Below are 23020 nucleotides of genomic sequence, written 5' to 3' on the forward strand. Positions count from 1 at the left end.
GAGACCCGCATGAAACTGGAAGGTTGCGTTGACCAGGCACTGTCCCTGCTGACGGATGACGTTCGAGTCCGCTTCGCCGGGGACCCGTTCAGCGTCCTCCGCGACGACCTTGACCTGACTGTCAGAGCCGTCGAACACCTAGCTAGTGCCCGTGACGATGGTGGTGCGTGTGATGGCGTCTCGTTCCTCCAGGACGGTGTGATCCTGTACGCACCCACGCCAGCGAGTCGGCGTGAGAACTTCACACTCGCCCACGAACTTGGGCATTGGCTCGCCGAGAGGGCCCCGGACATCTATGACTGGATAGCCGACCAGGACGAGCCCGGCCGCCTTCTCGAAACTGTCTGTGACCGGATCGCCCAGCGATTGCTCTTGCCCGAGGCTGCGGCAACAGCGGTCATCGCCAACGGGCCGATCAGAGCGCAGCACATGACCGACCTCTATAACGCCTCCCAGGCCAGCCGGCCGGTGTGTGCGATCGCTCTCGCCAAGCACCTGCCCGGCTTGGGGGCCATCGCGATCATCGACCGCTACACCGGCACCGTCACTCATGCCAGCGTCAAGCCCGAACCCGAGCAAGGCTGGCCCACCGTTTTCCCTTGGCGTGACCAGAAGCTCACTGAAGGCCACTCCCTACTCCGCCTGGCACCAGGAGCATCCGCGGCTCGGCGCCTGTCCTGGCGCACACCCTGGGGCACGCAAGCAGACTTCTACGTCGACGCAATCGGGGACGACAAGCGCGTCATGGCCGTGTTCTGCGACCGAGACATCTGGGAGGTCGAGCAGTTTCATGCGCCCATCCAGCGCGACTTTGACACCCGCCCCCTGCTCACAGGGTCATGCTGCGGGACCAGTTTCGAGCGCCGTGGCTATCCCTGCTCGGACTGTGGCCAGCCGTTCTGTCCTCGTTGCGGAGTATGCCGCTGTCAGCGAGATGCCAAGCGCGCACTGACCTGCACCGAGTGCTTCCTTCAGTTCCAGCCGCACCTCGTCGTCGACGGCCTCTGCGTGGACTGCCGTTCCTGACGCTAACTCCACACAGCCTTATCTCGACTACTCAGTGAGAGCCCCCGCGGAGGCGGACCTGGGCTGTCGGGACGGAGGTGAAGGAGATGGCTAAGAACACCGGACGAGGACACCGCGTCGGTGCCGTGAAGAGCCGCAGCGAGTTCAAGCGCGGCACCACATGGTTCAAGCGTGACACCGGCACTGGCCGGATTCTCAACGGCAACCCCAACCAGCACAAGGGCGTCCGTAACGAGAAGTAGCCGCTGGGCCGGCGATGCCTCGGTGTCGCCGGCCTAACCCATTACACGTCAGGAGAAGAACATGAGCGCACTGCTCATCAGTTATGACCTCAACAAACCTGGACAGAAGTACGATGATCTCTACGAGAAGATCAAGGCGCTTGGCACGTGGTGGCACTATCTCGACTCAACCTGGATCGTCGTCTCGTCCCTCAGCCCGAGCCAAGCCTTCGACCGTCTCAAGCCCGCGCTGGACAACTCCGACAGTGTGCTCGTCGTTGACATCTCGGGCGACAGTTACTCGGGCTGGCTCCCACAAAAGGCTTGGGATTGGCTCCGTAAGCATGTCTAGGCGGGGGAAGCCAACAAGCCGCTCTTGCGGAGCCGACTGCTCGGCGAGCAAGGGCATGAGTACCACCGGTACGGCTCCGTCTCGCGCCTAGGTTGTGTCGGTGCGGCGGCGTTCGACCGATCCCGGAGGCGAGATGCCGGCCGGGCGGGCCGACGAGCCCGGACGGCAGGACCATCCATCCACGACGATCGAGCCAAGGCCCCCATCCGTCGATCGCTTCCAGATTCTCGCCCTCGATGGCGGCGGAGCCAAGGCACTGTTCACCGCCCACGTACTGGCGCGGCTGGAACAGGACCTCGACGTCAGCATCAAGGACTCATTCGACTTGATTGCCGGGACGTCGGCGGGTGGGATTGTCGCGCTCGGATTGGGGGCCGGTCTCACCCCAAGCGAGATCGTCGGACACTACGAAGAACTGGTCGAGGCGGTCTTCCCGGCCCCGCGTCGGCGACTGTGGCGGCGGCCTCGTCAACTCACTGCACCCATCTACGACGACGATGCGCTGCGCACCGCCTTGACGAAGGTGCTCGGCGACAGGCTGCTCGGCGACAGCGCCAAACGGCTGGTCATCCCGGCGTGGGACGTGCAACGAGGCTCCGTGCACATCTTCAAGACGCCGCACCACACACGGCTCGCCCGTGACTGGCGCATCCCGATGGTGGACATCGCGATGGCGACCTCAGCGGCGCCGCTCTACTTTCCTGCCGCGCGTGTCGATGGACACCGCCTCATCGACGGCGGCATGTGGGCGAACAACCCCTCTGTCGTCGCGATCGCCGAGGCCGTGAGCATGCTCGACGTACCGCTCGCCTCGATCAGGGTGCTCAACGTCGGCACCATTGATCAGCTCACGAACCACCCCAAGCGCCTGGACCGTGGCGGGCTATTCAACTGGGCGAAGCCGATCGCGCCACTGATCCTCACAGCCGGCAGCCGTGGCGGACAGGGCATCGCTGAGCATCTGATCGGCAAGTCCGCTTTCACTAGGTTCGACGCTCTCGTGCCGGGCGGACTGTACGCACTCGACTCGGCAGACCCGAACGACGTCGCAGGCCTTGCCGCGTCCGTGAGCCGCGAGCTCAGCCCTATTTACACCGCGCGGTTCGCAGATCATCGCGCGGCCGACTACACACCGTTGATCGGAGACCAACGCCGCGGCGGCCCGACCAGCACGTCGACCACGGAGGTCTCCCGATGAAGCTCACTGACTACTTCAACGTCCTGCTCAAGGACACCGTCAACCTCGGCCAGGTGAAGCTCGACTCGCTCGACTCTCGCGTCGAGGCGGTCTACAAGGCGTTGAAGGCCGACGAGCAGATCGGACACCTGATCCTCGGCAAGACGCCCCAAGGCTCGTGGGCGCATAAGACCATCATCAACCCGGTGGGCAGCAACGAGTTCGACGCGGACTTCATGCTCGACATGAGCGAGAACCCGGATTGGGCCGACGATCCCGAGAAGTACATCGAGGAGGTCTACGCCGCTCTGCACCGGCACAGCACCTACGGCAACATGCCGCACTCACGCAAGTGCCGTTGCGTTCGAGTCGTCTACGCGAACTCCATGCACCTTGACATCGTGCCGCACCTCAACCTCGCCGATGGCCGCGAAGTCATCGTCAACCGCGACGACAACGCCTGGGAATTGACCGATCCCCAGGGCTTCACGGACTGGATGAAGAGCAAGGACGCGCTCGCGAAGGGCAACCTCCGCAAGGTCATCCGACTCATGAAGTACCTGCGCGACCACAAAAACTCCTTCACCGGCACACGGTCCATCCTCCTGACGACACTGCTCGGCGAGCAGGTCACCGAGCTGCGTACGCTGCTCGACCCCGGCTACTACAGCGACGTCCCCACTACTCTCCTGCACCTCGTGAAGGACCTCGACGCCTGGCTCCAGGCGCGCCCGATCAAGCCCTCCATTCCAGACCCGTCCGGGTCTGGGATCACCTTCGACCATCGGTGGGAGCAGTCGACCTACAGCTACTTCCGAGACCGCATCCATGTCCATGCCGCCGAAATCGAGGAGGCATACGAGGAGGAGAACAAGGAACGCAGCATCCAGCTGTGGCAGGACATCTTCGGTGACGGCTTCAAGGCCCCGGCCACCTCATCCAGCAGCGCGAAGTTCCCTGCAGCAGCTCCCGCGGCCGCTTCCACCGTGGGGCGGTCTGGCCGCGCCGGATGAGCCGCCGCAACCGGGCCACGCTCTCGGCCTGGCAGAAGCATCTCGTTGACGAGCTGAGGTCGCTCGCCAGGGAGCACCCCCACGACGTCCGGATAGTTCAACAGCCTCGGCTCGACTCTGACGGCGACGCCATCCTCCGACTCCGGCTCTACACCGCCGAGATCGCTCACGGCTGGGGCGGCCTGGAACTTGGAGACGACGAGGAGTTCATCGTCAAGATTCGCCCGTCGCTGTTCTCGCCGCCGAGCGCCGAGGTTGACCACACACGCTTCCTCGGGTTCCCGCACGTCCTCCAGGGGCAGCGGCTCTGTATCTACCTCGATCCCTCCCGCGAGTGGCGCCCATCCGCCGGAATGGCCGGGTTCCTCAGCCGACTGTGGGAGTGGCTCACCGATGCCTCCGCCGGAGCGTTCGATCCCTCGACCGCGATGTACCACGCTGTCGGAGGAGTGCTCCACCACGCCGACGGCACGCCCACCATCGTCGTCCGCGAACCCGGCCCGCCGAAGCAGCATCAGATCGCCCGGCTGATCACCCGCTCACCGCACCGCTACGACCTCACCTACTCGGCAGACCACGACGGACACCGCACGCCCGTCTTTGCCGTTGCGAGCGACCTCCCCTTTGGCGCGGCATCCACCTTCGCGCTGTTTCTGACGCTCCTGGACGACCCGCACCTTGACCGCGCCGAAGGACGGTCACCACAGGTCTCACCGCAGTCGCCGGCGTTCCTCACGTCGCTCCTCGCCAGCGCTCTACGAAACCCTGACGGCACCGAGCAGTACTTCGTGCTCGCCGTGCCGCACCCCGCAGAGGGACCGCATCATCTTCTCGGCGGACGCCTCCCCGCAACGGCCGCCGACGCGCTCCGGCGCCTCGCCAAGAAGCACGGAACCGCGGTCAACCTCGATCCCGGGATCATCAACACCGACATCCCCATCGAATGGTGCAACATGTCCGACGAACGGCAAGAGGTCACGACCCGGCGCGACGACAACCGTCCCGTCAACGGCTTCCAAGGAAAGACCGTTCACGTCTGGGGCTGCGGCGGACTCGGCTCATGGCTCGCCGAGTTCATCGCACGCGCCGGAGCCAGCGCCCTCACTGTCTGCGACCCCGGCACCATCACCGGGGGACTGCTCGTGCGACAGAACTACACCGAAGCCGACATCGGCCAGACGAAAGCCGACGCCCTCGCCACGCGCCTCCGCGCGATCCGCGACGACCTGACCGTCATCGTCGCAGAAGGAAGCGTCCCCGATCCAGCCGTCTCTCTTGCCGCGGACCTCATCATCGACGCCACCGTCAGCCACAGCATCACCACCTACCTAGACACCCTCGCCGGCGAAGACCGCAAGGCCCTCATCGCCCAGGTCGCCACCGACGCCAGGACGGGAACGCTCGGTATCGCCAACATCTGCGCGCCAGGTGCCCCCTGTACGCCATCTGAGCTCGACGACCAAGCAGGACGCTCGGTGCTGGCCGATGGTGCGCTGGAGCTGTACCACCGTCTCTGGGAGGAAGCAGCCGAAGGCGACGAACTGACTCCCACGAGGGGATGCTCCGTACCCACGTTCCACGGCTCGGCCGCGGACATCGCTGCCGTCGCCGCGACACTCGTCAACATGATCGGTCTGCGCCTCCAACAGGCAGAGGCACCTGTTTCAGGGACCCACCTCATCGCCCTGCCACACGCACCAGCCGGACCACGGCATCACTTCCTTCCCGCGGCGTCGGACACTCGCGGATGAGACAGCACGGGCTTACGTCTGTTCGAGCTCGGGCGTAAAGTGGGTGCCGAGGCAGGTTCTCCTCGATCGCGGGTCCTTCGGGACGGCCCAGTTTGGGCGCTCACACATGTACTGCCTCCTCGACGGAGAGACACGTGTGACGAGAGGCCCGCCATGATCCACCTGATCTGGACGCTCAGCGTCCACACCCGCTACGACCTGCGCCGCTACGTGCCCACCAGCCGGCTGCTCGGCACAATCCGACGGCGACCCAACCTGAAGTGGGGCATCCCCGCGATGCTCCTCGCCGTTCCCTACCTGCTGATTACGAGCGTCTGCACCAACGCCTCGACCAGGGTGCCCCAGGCTGGCTGCATCTGGACGTGCTCTGGTCGGTGTGGAACGCGTTGAAGCTCATCATTATGGGACCAGTAAGCCTCCTCCTGCTGGTACGCGCGCGCATCACCGAGGCTGGCGCGCGACGCGGCGAGCGGCGATGCGGGCGAGTCGGTGAACCACGCCGCCGCCGAGCCGTTGCTTCGCAGGTGAGAGGTGGTTGGTTCACTACAGTGTTGTAGGTGTCCGAACTGTTGCCCAACTTGGAGCCGCTGGCCGCGTTGCTTGGGCATGCCACGCCCGCGAAGGCAGACGCTCATGCGCTCCTCGATGCGGTCGCGGCGGCCGCGTCGGTCGATGAGTTGGATGAGGTTATCGGCACGATTGTCGAGGGCTGGCGAACTCTATGAGAAGAACCAGCATCGTCTCGATTGACGTACGCGGTTTCAGAGCCTTCGGCACGGTGCCTGCCCACTTCGAGCTGGACGCGCCTTTGACAGTGGCTCACGCCGGCAACAGCCAAGGTAAGACCAGCCTGGCCGAGGCTGTGGAGTTCCTCCTGTCGGGTCGCAGTAGTCGGCGCGAGCTTCTTGGCGGTGCGAAGGCTGAATACAATGACAGCCTTCGAAATGCCCATCTTCCTGACGGCGACGATGAGGTCTTCGTAGAAGCTGTAGTGCGTACCGCTGACGGTTCGCTCCACCGTGTTCGGCGGAACTTGACCGGCGACTTCGGGCGAGGATCGGAGTGCGAGAGTCGGCTCTTCGTCGACGGGAACGAGGTCTGCGACCTGTCGAATGTCGGATTCATGCTGGCCGACCCGCCGGTACGCGCTCCCGTCCTGTTGCAGCACATCCTTCGCCACGCCCTTTCGACAGAACCGAAGCAACGAGTCGGCTACTTCAAGTCACTTCTGTCCCTCAGCGACCTCGACCTGCTGCGTACACGAGTCGCCGAAGCACGCAAGCAACTGGAACAAGAACCAGATGGGCCATCGCTCCAAAGGGTGGCGGCGCTACCTACGGAACTCTCTGACGCACGGAATCGTCTCCAAGCCATCGCCAGAACCGCCCGCTCCGATGAAGTGGCGGTCACGGAGGCGTTGTCCAGAGAGCTATGCGAGGTCGCCGGCGCCGCTACAGGAGAGCACTACTCGACTCTCGCCGACGCCAAGACCGGACTTGAGACCCGCGCCAACGCCAAGGCGGAGGCGCTTTTTCCGACTGCTCGATTCGTCGCAGCGCCGATTCCCTCGGTCGAAGTCGAGGTGCCGGACACGACCACCTACCGGGAGGCGCTTGCCTCCATCGAGGGTGAGGCAGCACGCCTGCTACCCGTCTTCGCGGCAGTCCTGCGAGTGGACGAGTTCGCGAAGCTCACCGCCCCGGTAGACTGCCCGGTCTGCGCAACGCCGGAGGCGCTGACACCTGCGCGCGTCGACGCGCTGAGAGCCGAGCTGACCCGCGCTTCGAATCTTGATCAGACCGCCGCCACGACACTCGCATCCATTGGCCGAGCAGGTGAGGCGGTCACTGCCCTCGTAGAGTTTGTGCGTGCAGGACTGCCGACCGCTGGCAGCCTGTCGGAGACAGAGCTCACCGGGCTGGCCGCGAAACTTCAGGACTGGAACCTTCCACCCACCCTCGTCCGAGACGCTCATGCCGCTGCGGTAGCTCTGACCGACTCGACGAAGGCGCTCGTCGCTGCGGGCCACGAAGTCCGCGAAGCGCTCGCCACTCTGCGACTCGCGGTCGAGCGACGAGAGTGCCCGCCCGCCCCTGAACCAGCCTTCGACACCCTGCGTACAGCCCTCGAGGCCGTGCGCAGGAAGCGCGAGTTGCACGCGGAGTCCGTGTCCGAGCTTGAGACTGCCATCGCGCCGGTCATCGAGGAACGTGCCGAGATCGCTGATCATCGGCAGTTGCTGACCCTGCTCGACGGAGTAGCAGGACTAGCCGGCGATGTGATCCGCTCATCGGAACGACAACGCGCATTGACCCGGCTGAAGGCGGCAGAGAAGGCCCTGCAGGATGCTTCGGTTGAACTGCTCGACGCGCGCTTCGCTGAGATGAGCGACACCATCAAGTCTTGGTGGCTGACGATCCGCCCTGACGAGCTGGTCGACTTCATGGGTGTGCAAACACGTGCTGGCGGCACTCGCTTCGTCAACTTGATAGCCGCGCTTCACGCCGAGGCGGGGACATCGCCGGTCGTACGCGACGCCCTCGGCGTTTACAGCGACTCACAGTTGAACGCGCTCGGCTTGTCGATCTTCTTGGCACGCACCGAACTCCTTGACTCTTCGGTGGTGGTCCTCGACGACCCCATCCCTGGAAGCGACCCTGACCACCGGCTGACGTTTGTTCAGAACACCATCACCAAGCTCCTTGATGCCGACGTGCAGGTCATCTTGACCACTTACGACAGCAGACTGGCTGACTGGACTATGAGTAATCACGACCATCGTGGACTGATTGCGTATGAACTCAACCTTGTCGATCCCCGGGTCGGTACTGTGCCGACACAGACATCCGACATGTTCAGTCGACTGATGTTGGATGCTGAGGACAACCTCAACGCGCCAACTGCCCGCGGCCGCAGGGCCGCGTGCGGGAGCTTTCGTTCGGCAGCAGAGCGGCTTGCGAAGCAGATCATCGCCACCGGGCGTACTGAGGCGGGTACACCCTGTTCGGTTGCGGACGTCGATGCCGAGGCGTCAATGTTGGGGCAGCTCGTCCCGCTCGTCCGCGGTTTCGCGCTCGATAACGGGGAGAAGGGGCAGTGGAACACCTTCGCAACGGTCCTGAACCCCGGGAACCATGACGACGACGTGCCGTCGACGGCAGTACTAAAGGTTGTCCGAGGCAACCTGCGCAAGATCGTGAAGACACATCGCGAGCACTGGCCAAACGGCCTGGTCTCGTGATTCCGGCTAGCGACACGCTGGATAGGAGGACGGGGCGAGCGAGCCCTAGTCATTGCCCTTCCGCTAAGAAGCCCGCTAAGCAGTGCCCTGAGACCTGCGCCCGCTCGGCCGGAGAGCGATTCCTAGGCGACGAGCGCGCGCCCGGCCGTCTGCTGGCTGACCCCGAACTGCAACGCCACCTCCATGAGCGTCAAGCCGCCGGAGTACAACTCGACCGCTTCGGCGAGGTGGCGCTCATCGAGACCCGCGCCGGCGGATCGGGATTGAGCGGCGGGCAAGGTGTGCCGCCGCGGGGCGGCGATGAATGCTGAACTGCTCGCCCAACTGCACGAGTGTCGCGCCCGGCTCATACGAGGCCACCAGCTCGTCCACCTGTGTCGGGCTCAGAAAGGTTTGAGTCATCCCAACTGCACGCACCATCCGGCCCCGCTCGTCCGCTACAGACGGCTCCAGCGGCCGCCGGTCTCGCCGGTCCCGCCGGTAGAGGCCCCGCGACTGCGAGAAGCCACGGTTTTCAAGGCCGGGCAGGGGTTCTCGAACTGTCTACGGAGGTCCACAGATTTCTGTCGACCGTCAAGCCCCACTCACGCTGACCGGAGTGGTTCCCTGGTTGTCAGGTGCTCCCGACGAGGGTCACCTGGCACGAACCAACCGACAACAAGGAGTTGATTGTGATGGGTCTCGGCGACAACTTGGGTGGCCTCGGCGACAAGGCCAAGGACCTCGGCGGCCAGCACAGCGACAAGGTCGACCAGGGCATCGAAAAGGGCGGCGACTTCGTCGACGACAAGACCGGCGGCCAGCACGCCGAGCACGTCGACAAGGGCCAGGACTTCGCACGTGACCAGTTCGGTGGTGGCGACCAGGGCGCCGGCCAGGACGGCGAGCAACAGTAGCGCTGCACCACGATCCAGCGGATGTCGGGGCGCGTCACCACGGGTGACGCGCCCCGTTCTCCTTGCTCACCTGCTTGCCCGTCTCCTTGTTCGGCCCTCCGCGTGATGTGCATCGCCACCCCGCAACGCCCGTCCGGACGCCATGGGTGGGCAAGATGGGAGGCATGCCCTTCACCAGCACCTACCGCCTGCAGTTGCACTCCGGATTCACCTTCGCGGACGCGGCGCAGCAGGTGCCCTACCTCGCCGAACTCGGCATCTCACACCTCTACCTCTCCCCGATCCTGACCGCCGTCCCCGGCTCCATGCACGGGTACGACGTCGTCGACCACACGCGGATCAACCCCGAGCTCGGCGGCGAGGACGGTTTCCGCGAACTCGCCGAGAAGACACACGAGCTCGGCCTCGGCATCGTCGTCGACGTGGTCCCCAACCACATGGCGTTCGTCGCCCCGGAGTACCTGAACCGTCCGTTGTGGGCGGTGCTGCGGGACGGGCGGGACGCGTCCACCGAGCAATGGTTCGACATCGACTGGAAGGTGGGCGGCGGGCGCATCGGCCTGCCCGTGCTCGGCCAGTCACTCGCTGAAGTGCTCGAGGCCGGCGAACTCACCCTCGACACCTTCGACAGCGGCGAACCGGTGCTGCGCTACTACGAGCACGTCTGGCCGGTCGCCCTCGGCACCGAGGAGGGCGACGTCGCCCAGGTGCTGGACCGGCAGCACTACCGCCTGGCGTCCTGGCGCGAGAAGGACGAGGTGCTCAACTACCGCCGGTTCTTCGAGGTCGACGGACTCATCGCGGTGCGGGTCGAACTGCCCGAGGTCTTCGACGCCACCCATGAGCTGCTGCTGCGCCTGCACCACGAAGGCCTCATCGACGGGTTCCGGATCGACCACCCGGACGGCCTCGCCGACCCGTCCGGCTACCTGGAACGCCTGACGTCCGCATGCAAGAAGGACACCCCGATCTGGACCGAGAAGATCCTGGAGGGTGACGAGCGCCTGCCGACGGACTGGAAGTGCGCCGGCACCACCGGGTACGACGCACTACGGGTCGTGCAGGCCGCGTTCACGGATTCCGCGAGCGCCGACGTGCTGGACGAAACCTGGATCGCGGCGGGCGGCAATCCCGACTTCCACGCGATCGTCCAGGACTCCAAGCGCTGGATCGTCACGCATGCGCTCGCGCCGGAGGTCGACCGACTGACCCGTCGCGCCCGCGAGGCGCTGCCCGATCTCGACCCGGAGCGGTTGCGCGAGGCGGTCGTGGAACTGCTCGTCGCCGGTGAGGTGTACCGCGCATACGTGCAGCCCGATCAGCGTCTGACGCCGGCCGCCCGGGCGCGACTGCGGGAGGCCTTCACGGCCGCGGTCGAGGCGCGTCCGCAACTCCAGCACGAGATCGAGTCCCTCATCCCAGTGACGTTGCTCGCCGACGACGACGAATCCGCAACGGATTTCGCCATTCGCCTGCAGCAGACCTGGGGCCCGGTGATGGCCAAGGGCATCGAGGACACCACCTTCTACCGCTACCACCGCCTCGTTGCACTCAACGAGGTCGGCTCCGACCCCACGCTGGTCGCCGGCGCCAGCCCCGACCTGCTGCACCAGTGGGCCGTCTACCAGCAGCGGAACTGGCCGCGCACCATGACCAGCCTGTCGACCCACGACACCAAGCGCAGTGAGGACGTCCGAGCCCGGATTCTCGCGGTCGCCGGCGAGCCGTCCGCGTGGCAGGAACTGTCCGCGTCCGCAGCCGCACTCGCGCAGGGTCACATCGACGGACCGACGGCTCACCTGGTGTGGCAGACCCTCTTCGGCGTCGGCGAGATCGACGACGAGCGGCTGACCGGTTACCTGGAGAAGGCCTTGCGCGAGGGTAAGGAACACACCGCCTGGGTCGACGGAGACGCCGAGTACGAGGCACGGGTGATCGCGTTCGCCGAGCGCCTGCGTGACGACGCCGGACATTCCGCGCTCAGCACCCGGATCGAAGCCGACCTGGCGGAGTCCATCCGGGCGATCACGTTGGGCACCAAGCTGATTCAGCTGATGCTGCCCGGCGTGCCCGACACCTATCAGGGCACGGAGTACGTCAACCTGTCGCTCGTCGACCCGGACAACCGGCGTCCGGTCGACTACTCCGAGCGTGCGCAGACCCTCGGCACCCACGAGACTCCTGACCTCGATTCCGAGAAACAGTTCGTCGTGCAGAGCGCGCTGCTGACCCGCCAGCGGCACCCCGAGGTCTTCGGTGACTCCGGCGGGTACACCCCGATCGAGTCCGACAGCCCGCACCTGCTCGGGTTCGTGCGTAACTACGCACCCGGCCTGGTGTCCGGCGTGCTGCGCCGCGAGCAGCCCGCCGCCGTCGCCGTTCTGGCCACCCGCACCCCGAGTCGGCTCGCTCTCGAGGGCGGTTGGGCCGACGCCACCGTCGAACTGCCGGAGGGCACCTGGACCAACCTGCTGTCCGGGCGCCTGTACGACGGCGGCCGCCACGTGCGTTGTGCCGACCTCTTCACCACGATGCCGGTGGCGCTGCTGGAGCTCGCCGCCTCATGACGACCAAGGAGAACACCGCTGTGAGTCCGGGAAATCACACCTTCCGTGTCTGGGCACCGTTGGCGCAGACCGAGGTCGAGCTGTGCGTCGACGACACGTCCGTGCCGATGCACCCGGCGGACGACGGATGGTGGCAGGTCGACGCCCCCGGCGGTCCGGGATCGCGATACGCCTACCGGGTCGACGGCGCCGACGAGCGTCCCGACCCGCGGTCGCTGTCGCAACCCGACGGACCCCACGCCCGTTCCGAGGTGGTCGACCTCGCCCGGCACCGGTGGACCGACGAGGGGTGGGAGGGCATCGAACGCAGCGACGCGGTCATCTACGAACTGCACGTCGGCACCTTCACCGACGAGGGCACGCTGGACGCCGCCATCGAGCGTCTCGACCACCTGGTCGATCTCGGGGTCAACCTGATCGAGTTGATGCCGGTCGCCGCGTTCCCGGGCGAGCGTGGCTGGGGTTACGACGGCGTCAGCCCGTACGCCGTCCACCAGGCCTACGGCGGTCCCGCAGCGCTGCAGCGGTTCGTCGACGCCGCCCACAGCAAGGGCCTCGGGGTGTGCCTCGACGTCGTCTACAACCACCTCGGCCCGAGCGGCAACTACCTTCCGGTCTTCGGCCCGTACTTCACCGACCGTCACCACACGCCGTGGGGCTGGGCGGTCAACCTCGACGGGCCACAGAGCGACGAGGTCCGCCGCTACCTCATCGACAACGCCACAATGTGGTTCCGCGATTTCCACCTCGACGCGCTGCGCCTGGACGCGGTGCACGCCCTGATCGACGATCGCGCCGTGCATTTCCTGGAAGAGCTTGCGGCACAGACGGATTCGCTCTCCGACGTGCTCGGTCGGCCGCTGCTCCTGATCGCCGAGTCCGACCGAAACGACCCGGCGACGGTCACCGACCGAGCGCCGGGTGGCGAGGGCGGACAGGGCTTGCACGCCCAGTGGGCCGACGACGTCCACCACACCTGGCACGTGCTGCTCACCGGCGAGACGCAGGGCTACTACGCCGACTTCGCCGACCCAGAAGCGATCACCAAGATCGCCCGCACGCCGTTCTTCCACGACGGCACCTGGAGCAGTTTCCGGCAGCGCCACCACGGCCGTCCGGTCGACGGGTCGAGCACTCCCGGCGACCGTTTCGTGGTGTCGCTGCAGACCCACGACCAGGTGGGCAACCGGGCCACCGGCGACCGCCTCTCTCACCTGGTCTCCCCCGGCCGTCTGGCGATCGGTGCCGCATTGATGCTCACCTCGCCGTACACACCGATGCTGTTCATGGGTGAGGAGTGGGGCGCTTCGACCAAGTGGGCGTACTTCACCGATCACGAGGAGTCCGACCTGGCTACAGCAGTCTCAGAAGGACGCCGCAAGGAGTTCGCCGATCACGGCTGGAGCGACGAGGTGCCCGACCCGCAGGCGAGGTCCACGCGGGACGCGTCGGTGTTGCAGTGGCGGGAGCTCGACGAGCCGACCCATCGCGCGCTGCTGGAGTGGTACCGTGCGCTGATCTCGCTGCGCCGGGAGGTCGCCGACCTGCACAACCCGTCACCGGAATCGTCGCGCATCGAGCGCTCGGGCGATCTGCTGATCGTGCACCGAGGTGAGCACCGGGTCGTCGCGAACCTCGGTGGCGAACCGGCGCGCATCGACAACGACCAGCACATCGTGGCTGCGTTCGAGACCTCCATGGACGCTGGTGGAGACGTCGTCGTCGAGCCGGACGGCGTCGTCCTGCTCGGGCCCCGTACCGACAACGAAGGGACAGTTCGATGAGCAAGGGTTACTGGATCGCACACATCTCGGTGCACGACCCGGATGGTTACACCCAGTACACCGACCGCAACGGTGCGGTGTACGCGAAGTACGGCGGACGTCTGCTCGTGCGCGGCGGCACCTTCGAGGCGGTCGAGGGCAAGGCACGCGACCGCAACGTGGTCGTCGAATACCCCAGCTATGAGGCTGCCCTGGCGGCGTACCACTCACCGGAGTACGCCGAGGCGAAGAAGTACCGCCAGGCGTCCTCCGACGGCGAACTGCTCGTCATCGAGGGCTACGACGGGCCACAGCCCGGCGAGTGATTTCCCGAAACCGCTGCATCACAGCGGTATCGGTCACTTCACCAGGAAATCCGACCACCCGGATTCGGGGGCGTCGTTCAGTGCCCGAAGTGCGTCCAGGGTGGCCGGCTCCTGGGCGTCGAGCCAGTCGCACAGTTGCCGGAAGGTGACAAAACGGGTGTCCGGCTTGGCCGCCATCCGGACGATGGCGTCCTCAACGGCGTCCATGTAGATGCCGCCGTTCCAGCCTTCCAAGTGGTTGCCGATGATCAGCGGTGCCCGGTTGCCGTCGTAGGCGCGCTCGAAGCCGGCGACGTAAGTGTCGGCCGCCTGCTTGCGCCAGCCCGGACGTTTCGCCGGATCGCCGTTGGTGCCGCCGGACTGGTTGACCATGATGTTGTAATCCATCGAGAGCACCGTGCCGCCCTTGCCGGCGAACGGGATCGACTGCAGCGACAGGTCCCACAGCGTGCCGTCCTTCTTCGGCCACACCTGGTTGTTCCCGGCACTCGTGTCATAACGCCAGCCGAGCTTGCTCGCCGCCTTACGGACGTTCTTCACCCCTTGCAGGCATGGAGTGCGTCCGCCGACCAGTTCCTTCTCGTAATCGAATGGCAGCGGCGGTAGGTCGGTGAACCCGGTGTTCGTCTTCCAGGTCCGCACGACGTTCTTGGCCTGGCGGATCTCGTCCAGCCAGTCCGCCTCGGACCAGGTCTCCACACCGTTGTCGCCACAGAAGTGGCCGTTGAAGTGGGTGCCGATCTCGTGGCCGTCGAGCCAGGCCCGGCGCAGCAGTTCGATGGTCCGGCGGATCTCGGCGTCCTTCTGGAATCCGACATCGGAAGCACCCGCCTTGAAGCCCGGACCTTTGTAGAGCGTTCGCTTCGACTCGGGGAGCAGGAAGATTCCGGTGAGGAACCACGTCTGCTGGCACTTGTACTTCTTGCCGACCTCGAGGAAGCGCTCGAACAGCGGCGGCATGTCCTGGTTCTCGCCCGCGCCGTCCCAGGAGATCACCACGAACTGCGGCGGGGCCTGTCCCGGCTTCAGCTTCTCCGGTTCGGGCTGGTGCGGCTGCGGACCACAGTCCGCGGTCGATCCGTCACCGATCAGCCGCGGGTTGTCGATACTCGGCTTGCCCGACGGTTTGCCTGGGGCGCTCGTGCTGGACGATTCGGCGTCCGGGTTCTTGCCGGGCTGCTTGGGATCGGCCTTGTCCTCCCCGCTGCAGGCGGCCAGCGTGCTGGCCGCGAACCCCGCTGCGATGACGGATCGACGGCGGACGGTGCGAGACATTCGATATTCCCCCTGAAACTGCGTTCTAACCCTGGACGCCCCTGTGCGTCGTCCGGTTGGACGTTCAACACCGTGCCAGCCCTCGGCGCCATACCCAAGCCCCCACGCCAGGGTTTGCCGATCGTTTGCCAAGTCCTGGGTTCTGTTTGAACCGTCCGATGCCCGCCGCGCGGGTGGTGTCGGCTCCTAGAGTGGGAGCCATGCCGAACAACTCCGCTCTCCGCTCCCCCGCAGCCCAGAATCTGCTCGCTGCCGCCGTCGCCGGTCTGGGCGTTCTTGCCCGCCCGGCCAGGATCCCCACCTGGGCCCGTCGGGGCCTCACGGTCGCGAACACCGCAGGCACGGCCGGCTCGCTGTTCATGACCGACAAGGCCGCCGAGAACTCCGACGCGCTCGGCCTCAAGCCGGTCCACACCAAGCGTGACGTCGCCGTCACCTCCGGCTCCGCGATCGCTGCGGCCGCCGGCAGTCTGAGCCTGCTGAGCTCCGGCATCGGGCTCAAGCTCGACGCCAAGGCCGAGAACTACCTGCTGAAGAAGGGTGTGCGGCACCCGCGCATCTGGATGGCCGTCGCCGCCGTGGGCCTGGTCTTCGCGATCAAGTCCTTCCAGGATGCGGCCGCGCGTACGGCCGACACGGCAGCGTCCAAGCTGGCTGAGAAGCAGGCCGGCAAGCAGGGTTCGGCCGGCCAGGTCACTGCCGGCACCGCCAAGCCGGCCGTCGCGCGTTCCTCGTTCGCTCCTGCGACCACGGCGTCCGCATCCTCGGACAACAAGTCCACCGTGGGCAGCGCCGACCAGAGCACGAACAACGGCCAGGACAGAAGCGACAAGGCCTCGAACGAGGCCACCGGCACAGGTGGCTCTGACGCCCTACGTGCCGAAGCGTCACGTCCGGCTGCCGGTTCCGCCACTGCGGAGGGCGCATCGGACGCTCCCGGTGCTGCCCCGGCCGGCGACGTCGAGGACACCCCCATCTGGAAGAACGTCACCGACAACCTCGGCGCGTCGACGGACAACAGCGACGAGGGCTCGAACCGGGCCGCAGGTGACAACTCGGACGGGCCGTCCACCCAGCACGCCGACCACGGCTCGGACGCGTTCGGTACGGGCAACAACGGCGCCACCGACGGTTCGGACGCCTCGGGTCACCGTCCCTCGTTGTTCGAGCAGCAGCTGGCCGAGACGACCGTCGACGATGTCGACGAGCCCAACCCCGCCGACCTGTCCACGGAGGACGAGAAGAGCTAGTCAGTTACGCAGGTGGTGCCAGGTCAGGATCAGCACCGCCGCGAGCATGACCAGCGAGCCGAACAGGCTCCACGGGCGTCCCGCCCGGGCGATCGCAGTTGTGACGTCCGGCGGGGCGCCCAGTTCTTTCATCCGTTGTTCGACGGTCCTGCGCACCTTGCGCAGTTTGGTGCGCCCCAGAGTGGCCGCGAAGGGCACGTAGACCAGCAGGACGGACGCGGCGAGCGGCACCCGCAGGTAGACCGCGTTCCAGCGCAGTTCGACAAGCACTGCTGCAGCAAGGACCAGGACGGCGATGAACGCGGCGGCCGCCTGGACCAGGTGGGTCACCCGTGCTCCGCGCGATGAACTCCCCCCCGCGCGCCCCACCAGGAACGACAGGACACGGTGCTGCATCCGCGCCTGGGCCCACAGCATCCAGGCCAACGACACGGCCAGCAGTGCGACGAATAGCCCGGCTCTCACGCAGGTGACGATAGCGGCGCCCGTCGCCCCTTAGTCTCGCCGTATGGCCGAACCCGTCATCGAACCCGTCGACGCCCTACGCCGGATCGCCTTCGTGCTCGAGCGTGCGCGAGCCGGCACCTACCGGGTCAAGGCCTTCCGTCAGGCGGTTTCGACGGTGGTGGCGACGCCTCGCGAGGAACTGCGACAGCGTGCGGAGGCCGGAACCCTGGCCGAGCTTCCCGGGATCGGGAAGTCGACCGAAGCCGTCATCCGGCAGGCGCTCGCGGGCGAGCGGCCGGAGTACCTGGCGACCGTCGAGGCGAAGTACCCGGACAAGATGGTGGACGGTGGTGAAGAGGTGCGGGCCGCGCTGCGCGGCGACTGCCACAGCCACTCCGACTGGAGCGATGGCGGATCACCGATTCCCGAAATGGTCGCTACCGCAATGGAACTCGGACACGAGTACCTCGTGCTGACTGATCATTCGCCGCGACTTCGAGTGGCGAACGGACTGTCCGCGGCGCGCCTGGCCGAGCAGTTGCAACTCGTCGACCGCATCAACGCCCACCTCGCCGACTCGTTCACCCTGCTGAAGGGGATCGAGGTCGACATCCTCGATGACGGCGGACTCGACCAGACCGAGGAGATGCTCGATCAGCTCGACCTGCGCGTCGCGTCCGTGCACTCCAAGCTTGCTATGGCGTCCGCGCCGATGACCCGTCGGATGATCGCCGCCGTCCAGAACCCGCGCACGAACGTCCTCGGGCACTGCACCGGACGTCTCACCGGTGGTTCACGTGGCACGCGAGGTCAGTCCTGCTTCGACGCGAAGGCAGTCTTCGAGGCATGCGCTGACAGCGATGTCGCCGTCGAGATCAATTCGCGCCCGGAGCGTTGCGACCCGCCCGACGACCTAATCGTCCTGGCTCGGGATGCCGGCTGCCTGTTCAGCATCGACAGCGACGCCCACGCACCCGGTCAGCTCGACCTGTTGCAGTTCGGCTGCGCCCGCGCGCAGCAGTTCGACATCCCGATCGAACGCATCGTGAACACCTGGGAACGTGACCGGCTCGTGGAGTGGGCCGCGAGGCGCTGACCTGCACAAATGCGTTCGAATCGGCCGGCGTCCGGGGTCGTTTTGGAAATCCTCCGAAGACTCCCCTATAGTTGCGCAGGTCCTCAACGGATCCGAGCCGAGTTCGCTCGGCGGTGGAACTGACCAGGACAGGTCCCCATCGTCTAGCGGCCTAGGACACCGCCCTTTCACGGCGGCGGCACGGGTTCGAATCCCGTTGGGGATACGCAAGTCAGGTCTTGCAACAGCAAGGCCCCGTAGCGCAGTTGGTTAGCGCGCCGCCCTGTCACGGCGGAGGTCGCGGGTTCGAGTCCCGTCGGGGTCGCCAGTTCGGTGACGAGGCTCTGCCGAGCCGAAAGGTTCGGTGGGGCTTTTTTCACCGGGCGGAGTTGGCCAGATAGCTCAGTTGGTAGAGCGAGCGACTGAAAATCGCTAGGTCGGCGGTTCGACCCCGTCTCTGGCCACATCGATGAAACCCGCTGCCCATGGCAGCGGGTTTCTGCGTCTGCTGAGTGGCAGCGCGAGCCGGATGAACCCGCAACATGCCGCGAATCCTGTGGTGGGCAGAATGAACCCATGCTCCGGATCCTGACGCGAGTCACCTTCGCACTGCTGCTATTGCCCCTGCTGCTGATCAACCCGGGGCAGGCGATGGCTCATGACAGGCTGACCGACTCGGTCCCGAAGGCAGGCGCTCGCACCGAACCGATCGACGCGGTCTCGCTGGTCTTCAACAATGCTGTGCTTGGCACAGGCGCCGCGGTCCGGGTCGACGGGCCCGCAGGCACCGTCGCGCAGGGAACGCCGGCCGTCAGCGGTGCCCGCGTGACCCAGAACCTGAAGACGCCGCTCGCGAACGGTGGCTACCGGGTCGTCTGGCGCGTGGTCTCGTCCGACGGTCACCCCATCTCGGGCACGTTCGACTTCACCGTCGAGGGCGCGAGCGATCCCGCCGACGCCGCCGCATCGTCGCGCAGCGCCGACGCCAGTTCCGAGGCCACGATCGCGCCTTCGTCCTCGAAGCCGACGCCGCCCGCCCAGGAGGTGCCGACGTCCGAGACCGACAACAACGCACCGCTGATCATCGCCGCTGCCGCCCTCGCCCTGTTGCTGATCGCCGGTGGCGCCTTCCTGACCAAGGGACGCCTCAAGGACGACGACGTCGACACGCGCACCGACGAAGCAAGTGCTGATGAGTCCTCCCCGACCCAGGCGGCGAACGAACCCGACGAGAAGATCGCTGATTCAGGCCGCGCAGAAGCGGATTCCGGCACCGACACTGGTTCCACCAGCTCCCCCGATTCCGGCGATGACGACGAGTCCGGACCGCGTGACCAGCATTCGGACGAGCATCCTCGTGACTGATGCATCGGTGGGTCGTTCCCTGATGTACCGTTGACCCCACGACAGATACCAAAGATCCCGGGGTCTCCGGATGATCGATCCTCGGGCTTCGGCTCGAGGGTTCTTCGTTACGGGCACACCGGCAACACACACGAGGGGGTCTCGCCATGGGGCGCGGCCGGGCCAAAGCAAAGCAGACGAAGGTTGCCCGGGAGTTGAAGTACTTCTCTCCCGACACCGACCTCACCGCTCTGGAGCGCGAACTTCGCGCTTCGTCTTCCACCCGATCTGCGGAGAGTTCCGCCGCAGACGACGAAAAGGGTGATGACGACGATTACGACGACTACGCGGATTGGGCTTCCCACAACCGCTGATTCGTCGGGTGACCGAATTCTCGGTGACCAGCAGTACGCATCGCTGACCTCGCACAGGTGATCTGTCCCGACCACCGGTGACCGTCTCGAAGAATGCTTCGAGGCGGTGTCAGTGTGCGTTCGACGTCCGCTCAGCGTGCGTAGGTGCCGATCAGTTGGGCGCCACCGGCGTCCACACCCTTCGCGCCGGTGATGACCTCACCGCGGGTCGTGTCTGCGTCTTCGGCGGACATGACCGTTCCCATCTGCCACGCCGGCAGGTCGACCGACTCCAGCACCTCCAGGGCGGTCTCCACCGACTCCTGTGGAAGCACCGCGACGAACCCCACCCCCATGTTCAGGGTCGCTTCGAGGTCGGCCTGCGGCACGCGACCGAGTTCGCCGATGACGGTGAAGACGGGTGCTGGTGTCCAGGTGGAGCGGTCCATGACAGCGGTGACGCCCTGCGGCAACACGCGGGCGACATTCGCCGCCAGGCCTCCTCCGGTGACGTGCGAGAGCGCGTGCATGTCGACGCCGTCGGTGCGGATCAGGCGCAGCAGGTCGGCGGCATAGACCCGGGTCGGGGTCAGCACCTCCTCGCCGAGCGTGCGACCGAACTCCGGCACCTCACGATCCCACCCCCATCCCGCGCCGGCCACGACCTTGCGCACCAGCGACAGTCCGTTGGAATGCAGTCCGGACGACGGGATGCCCAGGACGACGTCGCCGACCCGGACACGGTCGGAGGTCAACAGGTCGGCGTACTCGACCACGCCGGTGGCCGCACCGGCCACGTCGTACTCGTCAGGCTCCAGCAGGCCCGGGTGCTCTGCCGTCTCGCCGCCCACCAGGGCGACACCCGCTTGCTCACAGGCGGCCGCGATGCCACCGACGATCGCGGCGACGCGCTCGGGCACGACCTTGCCGGTGGCGATGTAGTCGGTCATGAACAGCGGCTCGGCGCCACATACGACGATGTCGTCGACGACCATGCCGACCAGGTCGAAACCGATCGTGTCGTGCTTGTCCATCGCCTGGGCGACCGCGACCTTCGTCCCGACACCGTCGGTGGAAGTGGCGAGGACCGGACGCTGCATACGGGTGAGCATCGAGGCGTCGAACAGGCCCGCGAAGCCGCCGAGTCCGCCCAGTACCTCCGGGCGCTGCGCGCGGCGCACGGACGCCTTCATCAGTTCGACCGCCTTGTCACCGGCATGGACATCGACGCCGGCGTCGGCGTAGGTCATCGGGGTGTCGCTCATCGTCTGCTCTCGTTCGCGCTGAGTGGGAGGTGAGTGCGGCTCACGGGTGGTCGAGGGCGCCCGACCCGCCGCCGCTGACCCCGGTGCCGACACCTTCGGCGTCCGAACCACCGGAGCGGCTTGAACGATCGCCGCGGTCCTCGGGAGCGAGGGTGATGCTGCGGTCGTGGCCGGACGCGATCTCGATCGGCAGGGTCTCCAGGACGTGCTTGCCGATGCGGCCGTCCTCGGGCAGTTCGATCGGGTACTCGCCGGTGAAGCAGGCCGCGCACAACTGGGAAGGCGGCTGATTCGTCGCGGCGATCATGCCCTCGGTGGAGATGTAGCCGAGCGAGTCGGCACCGATCGATGCCCGGATCTCCTCGACGCCGAGCCCGGTCGCGATGAGTTCGGCGCGGGTTGCGAAGTCGATCCCGTAGAAGCACGGCCACTGCACCGGCGGGCTGGAGATCCGGACGTGGACCTCTGTGGCGCCGGCCTCGCGCAACATCCTGATCTGCGCCCGCTGGGTGTTGCCGCGCACGATGGAGTCGTCGATGACGACGATGCGCTTCCCGCGGATCGAGTGCTCCAGAGGGTTGAGCTTCAACCGAATTCCGAGCTGACGCAGGGTCTGGCTCGGCTGGATGAAGGTACGGCCGACGTAGGCGTTCTTGACGAACCCCTGTCCGAACAGGATTCCGCTCTCCTGGGCGTAACCCGTGGCTGCCGGAACTCCCGACTCCGGTACTCCGATCACCATGTCGGCCTCGACGGGGTGCTCGCGGGCCAACTGGCGCCCCATCTCCACGCGGGCCTCGTGCACCACGCGTCCGCTGATCACGGCGTCGGGACGGGCGAGGTAGACGTACTCGAAGACGCATCCCTTGCGCTTTGGTTCAGCGAACTTGTGGCTGCGCAGGCCGTTCTCGTCGATCGCGATGAGTTCGCCGGGCTCGACCTCGCGGACGACGCTCGCACCGACGGTCTGCAGCGCCGCGGTCTCGGACGCGACCACCCAGCCGCGCTCGAGGCGTCCGAGCGCGAGCGGACGAACGCCGTACGGGTCACGGGCGGCGTACAGGGTGTGTTCGTCCATGAAGACGAAGCAAAAGGCACCTTCGAGGTTCGGGAGCACGTCGAGCGCGGCTTCCTCGAGCGACTTGTCCTCGTCAGCGGCGAGCAGCGTGGTCACCAACGCGGTGTCGGAGGTGTTACCGCGGGCGATCTCGCCGCGGACGGTGCGGCCTGCGTGCTCGCTGTCGACCATCTCGCGCAGTTCGACGGTGTTGATCAGGTTGCCGTTGTGGGCGAGGGCGACCGTGCCGCCGGCGTGGCCGCCGAGCGTCGGCTGGGCGTTCTCCCAGGTGCTGCCGCCGGTCGTGGAGTAACGGGTGTGGCCGATCGCGATGTGACCGCGCAGGCTGCCCAGGCTCGACTCGTCGAAGACCTGGGACACCAGACCCATGTCCTTGTAGACCAGGATGCTGCGCCCGTCGCTGGTCGCGATGCCGGCCGACTCCTGGCCGCGGTGCTGCAATGCATACAGACCGAAGTACGTGAGCTTGGCGACTTCCTCGCCGGGGGCCCAGACGCCGAAGACTCCGCAGGCGTCCTGCGGGCCCTTCTCGCCGGGGATCAGATCATGGGAGAGACGTCCGTCGGAGCGAGCCACGTCACGATCCTCCCACGCAGGTGT

Annotated in this window: 22 protein-coding genes and 3 tRNA genes; 20 read left to right on the forward strand and 5 right to left on the reverse strand. The window is 66.5% G+C overall.

Annotation, left to right across the window (positions count from 1 at the left end):
• The first annotated feature begins 9 nt into the window (after positions 1 to 9).
• The 9 genes from EU513_RS04170 to EU513_RS04200 all read left to right on the forward strand — a co-directional run bounded on the left by EU513_RS04170 (position 10) and on the right by EU513_RS04200 (position 8781).
• Positions 10 to 1026: an ImmA/IrrE family metallo-endopeptidase gene (locus EU513_RS04170; RefSeq protein ID WP_129624631.1), complete on the forward strand. Its 1017-nt coding sequence runs from the start codon at positions 10 to 12 to the stop codon at positions 1024 to 1026.
• A gap of 86 nt (positions 1027 to 1112) precedes the next feature.
• Positions 1113 to 1268 carry a hypothetical protein gene (locus tag EU513_RS15725; protein WP_168990136.1) on the forward strand — a complete coding sequence of 52 codons (156 nt, stop codon included), beginning with the start codon at positions 1113 to 1115 and terminating at the stop codon, positions 1266 to 1268.
• A 61-nt stretch (positions 1269 to 1329) separates the two neighbouring features.
• Positions 1330 to 1599 (forward strand): hypothetical protein, encoded by a 270-nt coding sequence (locus EU513_RS04175; RefSeq protein ID WP_129624632.1) that lies wholly within the window; start codon positions 1330 to 1332, stop codon positions 1597 to 1599.
• A 100-nt stretch (positions 1600 to 1699) separates the two neighbouring features.
• Positions 1700 to 2797: a CBASS cGAMP-activated phospholipase gene (locus tag EU513_RS04180; protein WP_240795913.1), complete on the forward strand. Its 1098-nt coding sequence runs from the start codon at positions 1700 to 1702 to the stop codon at positions 2795 to 2797.
• Positions 2794 to 3789: a cyclic GMP-AMP synthase DncV-like nucleotidyltransferase gene (locus EU513_RS04185; protein WP_129624633.1), complete on the forward strand. Its 996-nt coding sequence runs from the start codon at positions 2794 to 2796 to the stop codon at positions 3787 to 3789. Before EU513_RS04180 ends, EU513_RS04185 begins: the two co-directional genes overlap by 4 nt.
• Positions 3786 to 5540 (forward strand): ThiF family adenylyltransferase, encoded by a 1755-nt coding sequence (locus tag EU513_RS04190; RefSeq protein WP_129624634.1) that lies wholly within the window; start codon positions 3786 to 3788, stop codon positions 5538 to 5540. Before EU513_RS04185 ends, EU513_RS04190 begins: the two co-directional genes overlap by 4 nt.
• A 153-nt stretch (positions 5541 to 5693) precedes the next feature.
• Positions 5694 to 5930: a hypothetical protein gene (locus EU513_RS16625; RefSeq protein WP_370447337.1), complete on the forward strand. Its 237-nt coding sequence runs from the start codon at positions 5694 to 5696 to the stop codon at positions 5928 to 5930.
• Between the two features lie 167 nt (positions 5931 to 6097).
• Positions 6098 to 6265, forward strand: coding sequence for a hypothetical protein (locus EU513_RS15730; RefSeq protein WP_168990137.1), 168 nt, complete (start codon positions 6098 to 6100; stop codon positions 6263 to 6265).
• Positions 6262 to 8781, forward strand: coding sequence for an AAA family ATPase (locus tag EU513_RS04200; protein WP_129624635.1), 2520 nt, complete (start codon positions 6262 to 6264; stop codon positions 8779 to 8781). Before EU513_RS15730 ends, EU513_RS04200 begins: the two co-directional genes overlap by 4 nt.
• 122 nt (positions 8782 to 8903) lie before the next feature.
• Here EU513_RS04200 and EU513_RS04205 read toward each other — a convergent pair whose 3' ends face one another.
• A complete protein-coding gene (locus EU513_RS04205) occupies positions 8904 to 9131 on the reverse strand; it encodes a helix-turn-helix domain-containing protein (RefSeq protein WP_240795914.1) in 228 nt (75 codons plus the stop codon).
• 267 nt (positions 9132 to 9398) lie between these two features.
• On the opposite strand from EU513_RS04205, the gene EU513_RS04210 reads away from it, so the two are divergent.
• The 4 genes from EU513_RS04210 to EU513_RS04225 all read left to right on the forward strand — a co-directional run bounded on the left by EU513_RS04210 (position 9399) and on the right by EU513_RS04225 (position 14333).
• Entirely contained in the window at positions 9399 to 9677 is a 279-nt protein-coding gene (locus tag EU513_RS04210) for an antitoxin (RefSeq protein ID WP_370447338.1), read from the forward strand.
• Positions 9678 to 9841: 164 nt separating this feature from the next.
• A complete protein-coding gene (treY, locus tag EU513_RS04215) occupies positions 9842 to 12244 on the forward strand; it encodes a malto-oligosyltrehalose synthase (protein ID WP_129624636.1) in 2403 nt (800 codons plus the stop codon).
• Positions 12241 to 14028 carry a malto-oligosyltrehalose trehalohydrolase gene (treZ, locus tag EU513_RS04220; RefSeq protein ID WP_129624637.1) on the forward strand — a complete coding sequence of 596 codons (1788 nt, stop codon included), beginning with the start codon at positions 12241 to 12243 and terminating at the stop codon, positions 14026 to 14028. Before treY ends, treZ begins: the two co-directional genes overlap by 4 nt.
• Positions 14025 to 14333, forward strand: coding sequence for a DUF1330 domain-containing protein (locus tag EU513_RS04225; RefSeq protein ID WP_129624638.1), 309 nt, complete (start codon positions 14025 to 14027; stop codon positions 14331 to 14333). The genes treZ and EU513_RS04225 overlap by 4 nt, the downstream gene beginning before the upstream one ends.
• Positions 14334 to 14366: 33 nt before the next feature.
• Here the strand turns inward: EU513_RS04225 and EU513_RS04230 are convergent, their stop codons facing one another.
• Positions 14367 to 15608, reverse strand: a complete 1242-nt coding sequence (locus tag EU513_RS04230) for a hypothetical protein (protein WP_129624639.1) — start codon at positions 15606 to 15608, stop codon at positions 14367 to 14369.
• A gap of 200 nt (positions 15609 to 15808) precedes the next feature.
• Between EU513_RS04230 and EU513_RS04235 the strand changes: the two genes are divergently transcribed.
• Positions 15809 to 16858, forward strand: coding sequence for a hypothetical protein (locus EU513_RS04235; protein WP_129624640.1), 1050 nt, complete (start codon positions 15809 to 15811; stop codon positions 16856 to 16858).
• Here the strand turns inward: EU513_RS04235 and EU513_RS04240 are convergent, their stop codons facing one another.
• Positions 16859 to 17323, reverse strand: a complete 465-nt coding sequence (locus tag EU513_RS04240) for a hypothetical protein (protein ID WP_129624641.1) — start codon at positions 17321 to 17323, stop codon at positions 16859 to 16861. It abuts the gene before it with no gap.
• Between the two features lie 43 nt (positions 17324 to 17366).
• Here EU513_RS04240 and EU513_RS04245 point away from each other — a divergent pair, with 43 nt between their 5' ends.
• The 6 genes from EU513_RS04245 to EU513_RS04270 all read left to right on the forward strand — a co-directional run bounded on the left by EU513_RS04245 (position 17367) and on the right by EU513_RS04270 (position 20098).
• The gene (locus EU513_RS04245; RefSeq protein WP_129624642.1) at positions 17367 to 18401 is read left to right on the forward strand and encodes a PHP domain-containing protein; all 1035 of its coding nucleotides are present in this window, start codon (positions 17367 to 17369) and stop codon (positions 18399 to 18401) included.
• 132 nt (positions 18402 to 18533) lie between these two features.
• Positions 18534 to 18606 (forward strand) — tRNA-Glu (locus EU513_RS04250).
• A 25-nt stretch (positions 18607 to 18631) separates the two neighbouring features.
• Positions 18632 to 18708, forward strand: a tRNA-Asp gene (locus tag EU513_RS04255).
• A gap of 63 nt (positions 18709 to 18771) precedes the next feature.
• Positions 18772 to 18844: transfer RNA gene (locus EU513_RS04260), tRNA-Phe, on the forward strand.
• 112 nt (positions 18845 to 18956) lie between these two features.
• Positions 18957 to 19745 carry a copper resistance CopC family protein gene (locus EU513_RS04265; protein WP_129624643.1) on the forward strand — a complete coding sequence of 263 codons (789 nt, stop codon included), beginning with the start codon at positions 18957 to 18959 and terminating at the stop codon, positions 19743 to 19745.
• A 146-nt stretch (positions 19746 to 19891) separates the two neighbouring features.
• Complete coding sequence (locus EU513_RS04270; protein WP_129624644.1) at positions 19892 to 20098, forward strand: DUF3073 domain-containing protein; 207 nt, start codon at positions 19892 to 19894, stop codon at positions 20096 to 20098.
• Positions 20099 to 20229: 131 nt separating this feature from the next.
• On the opposite strand, the gene purM is transcribed toward EU513_RS04270, so the two are convergent.
• On the reverse strand, positions 20230 to 21342 hold the full coding sequence (gene purM, locus EU513_RS04275) for a phosphoribosylformylglycinamidine cyclo-ligase (RefSeq protein WP_129624645.1): 1113 nt from the start codon (positions 21340 to 21342) through the stop codon (positions 20230 to 20232).
• 40 nt (positions 21343 to 21382) lie between these two features.
• On the reverse strand, positions 21383 to 22996 hold the full coding sequence (purF, locus tag EU513_RS04280; RefSeq protein ID WP_129624646.1) for an amidophosphoribosyltransferase: 1614 nt from the start codon (positions 22994 to 22996) through the stop codon (positions 21383 to 21385).
• Between the last annotated feature and the right edge of the window lie 24 nt (positions 22997 to 23020).

Origin of the sequence: Yimella sp. RIT 621 (assembly GCF_004146205.1) — a bacterium.
Classification (GTDB): Bacteria; Actinomycetota; Actinomycetes; order Actinomycetales; family Dermatophilaceae; genus Yimella; species Yimella lutea.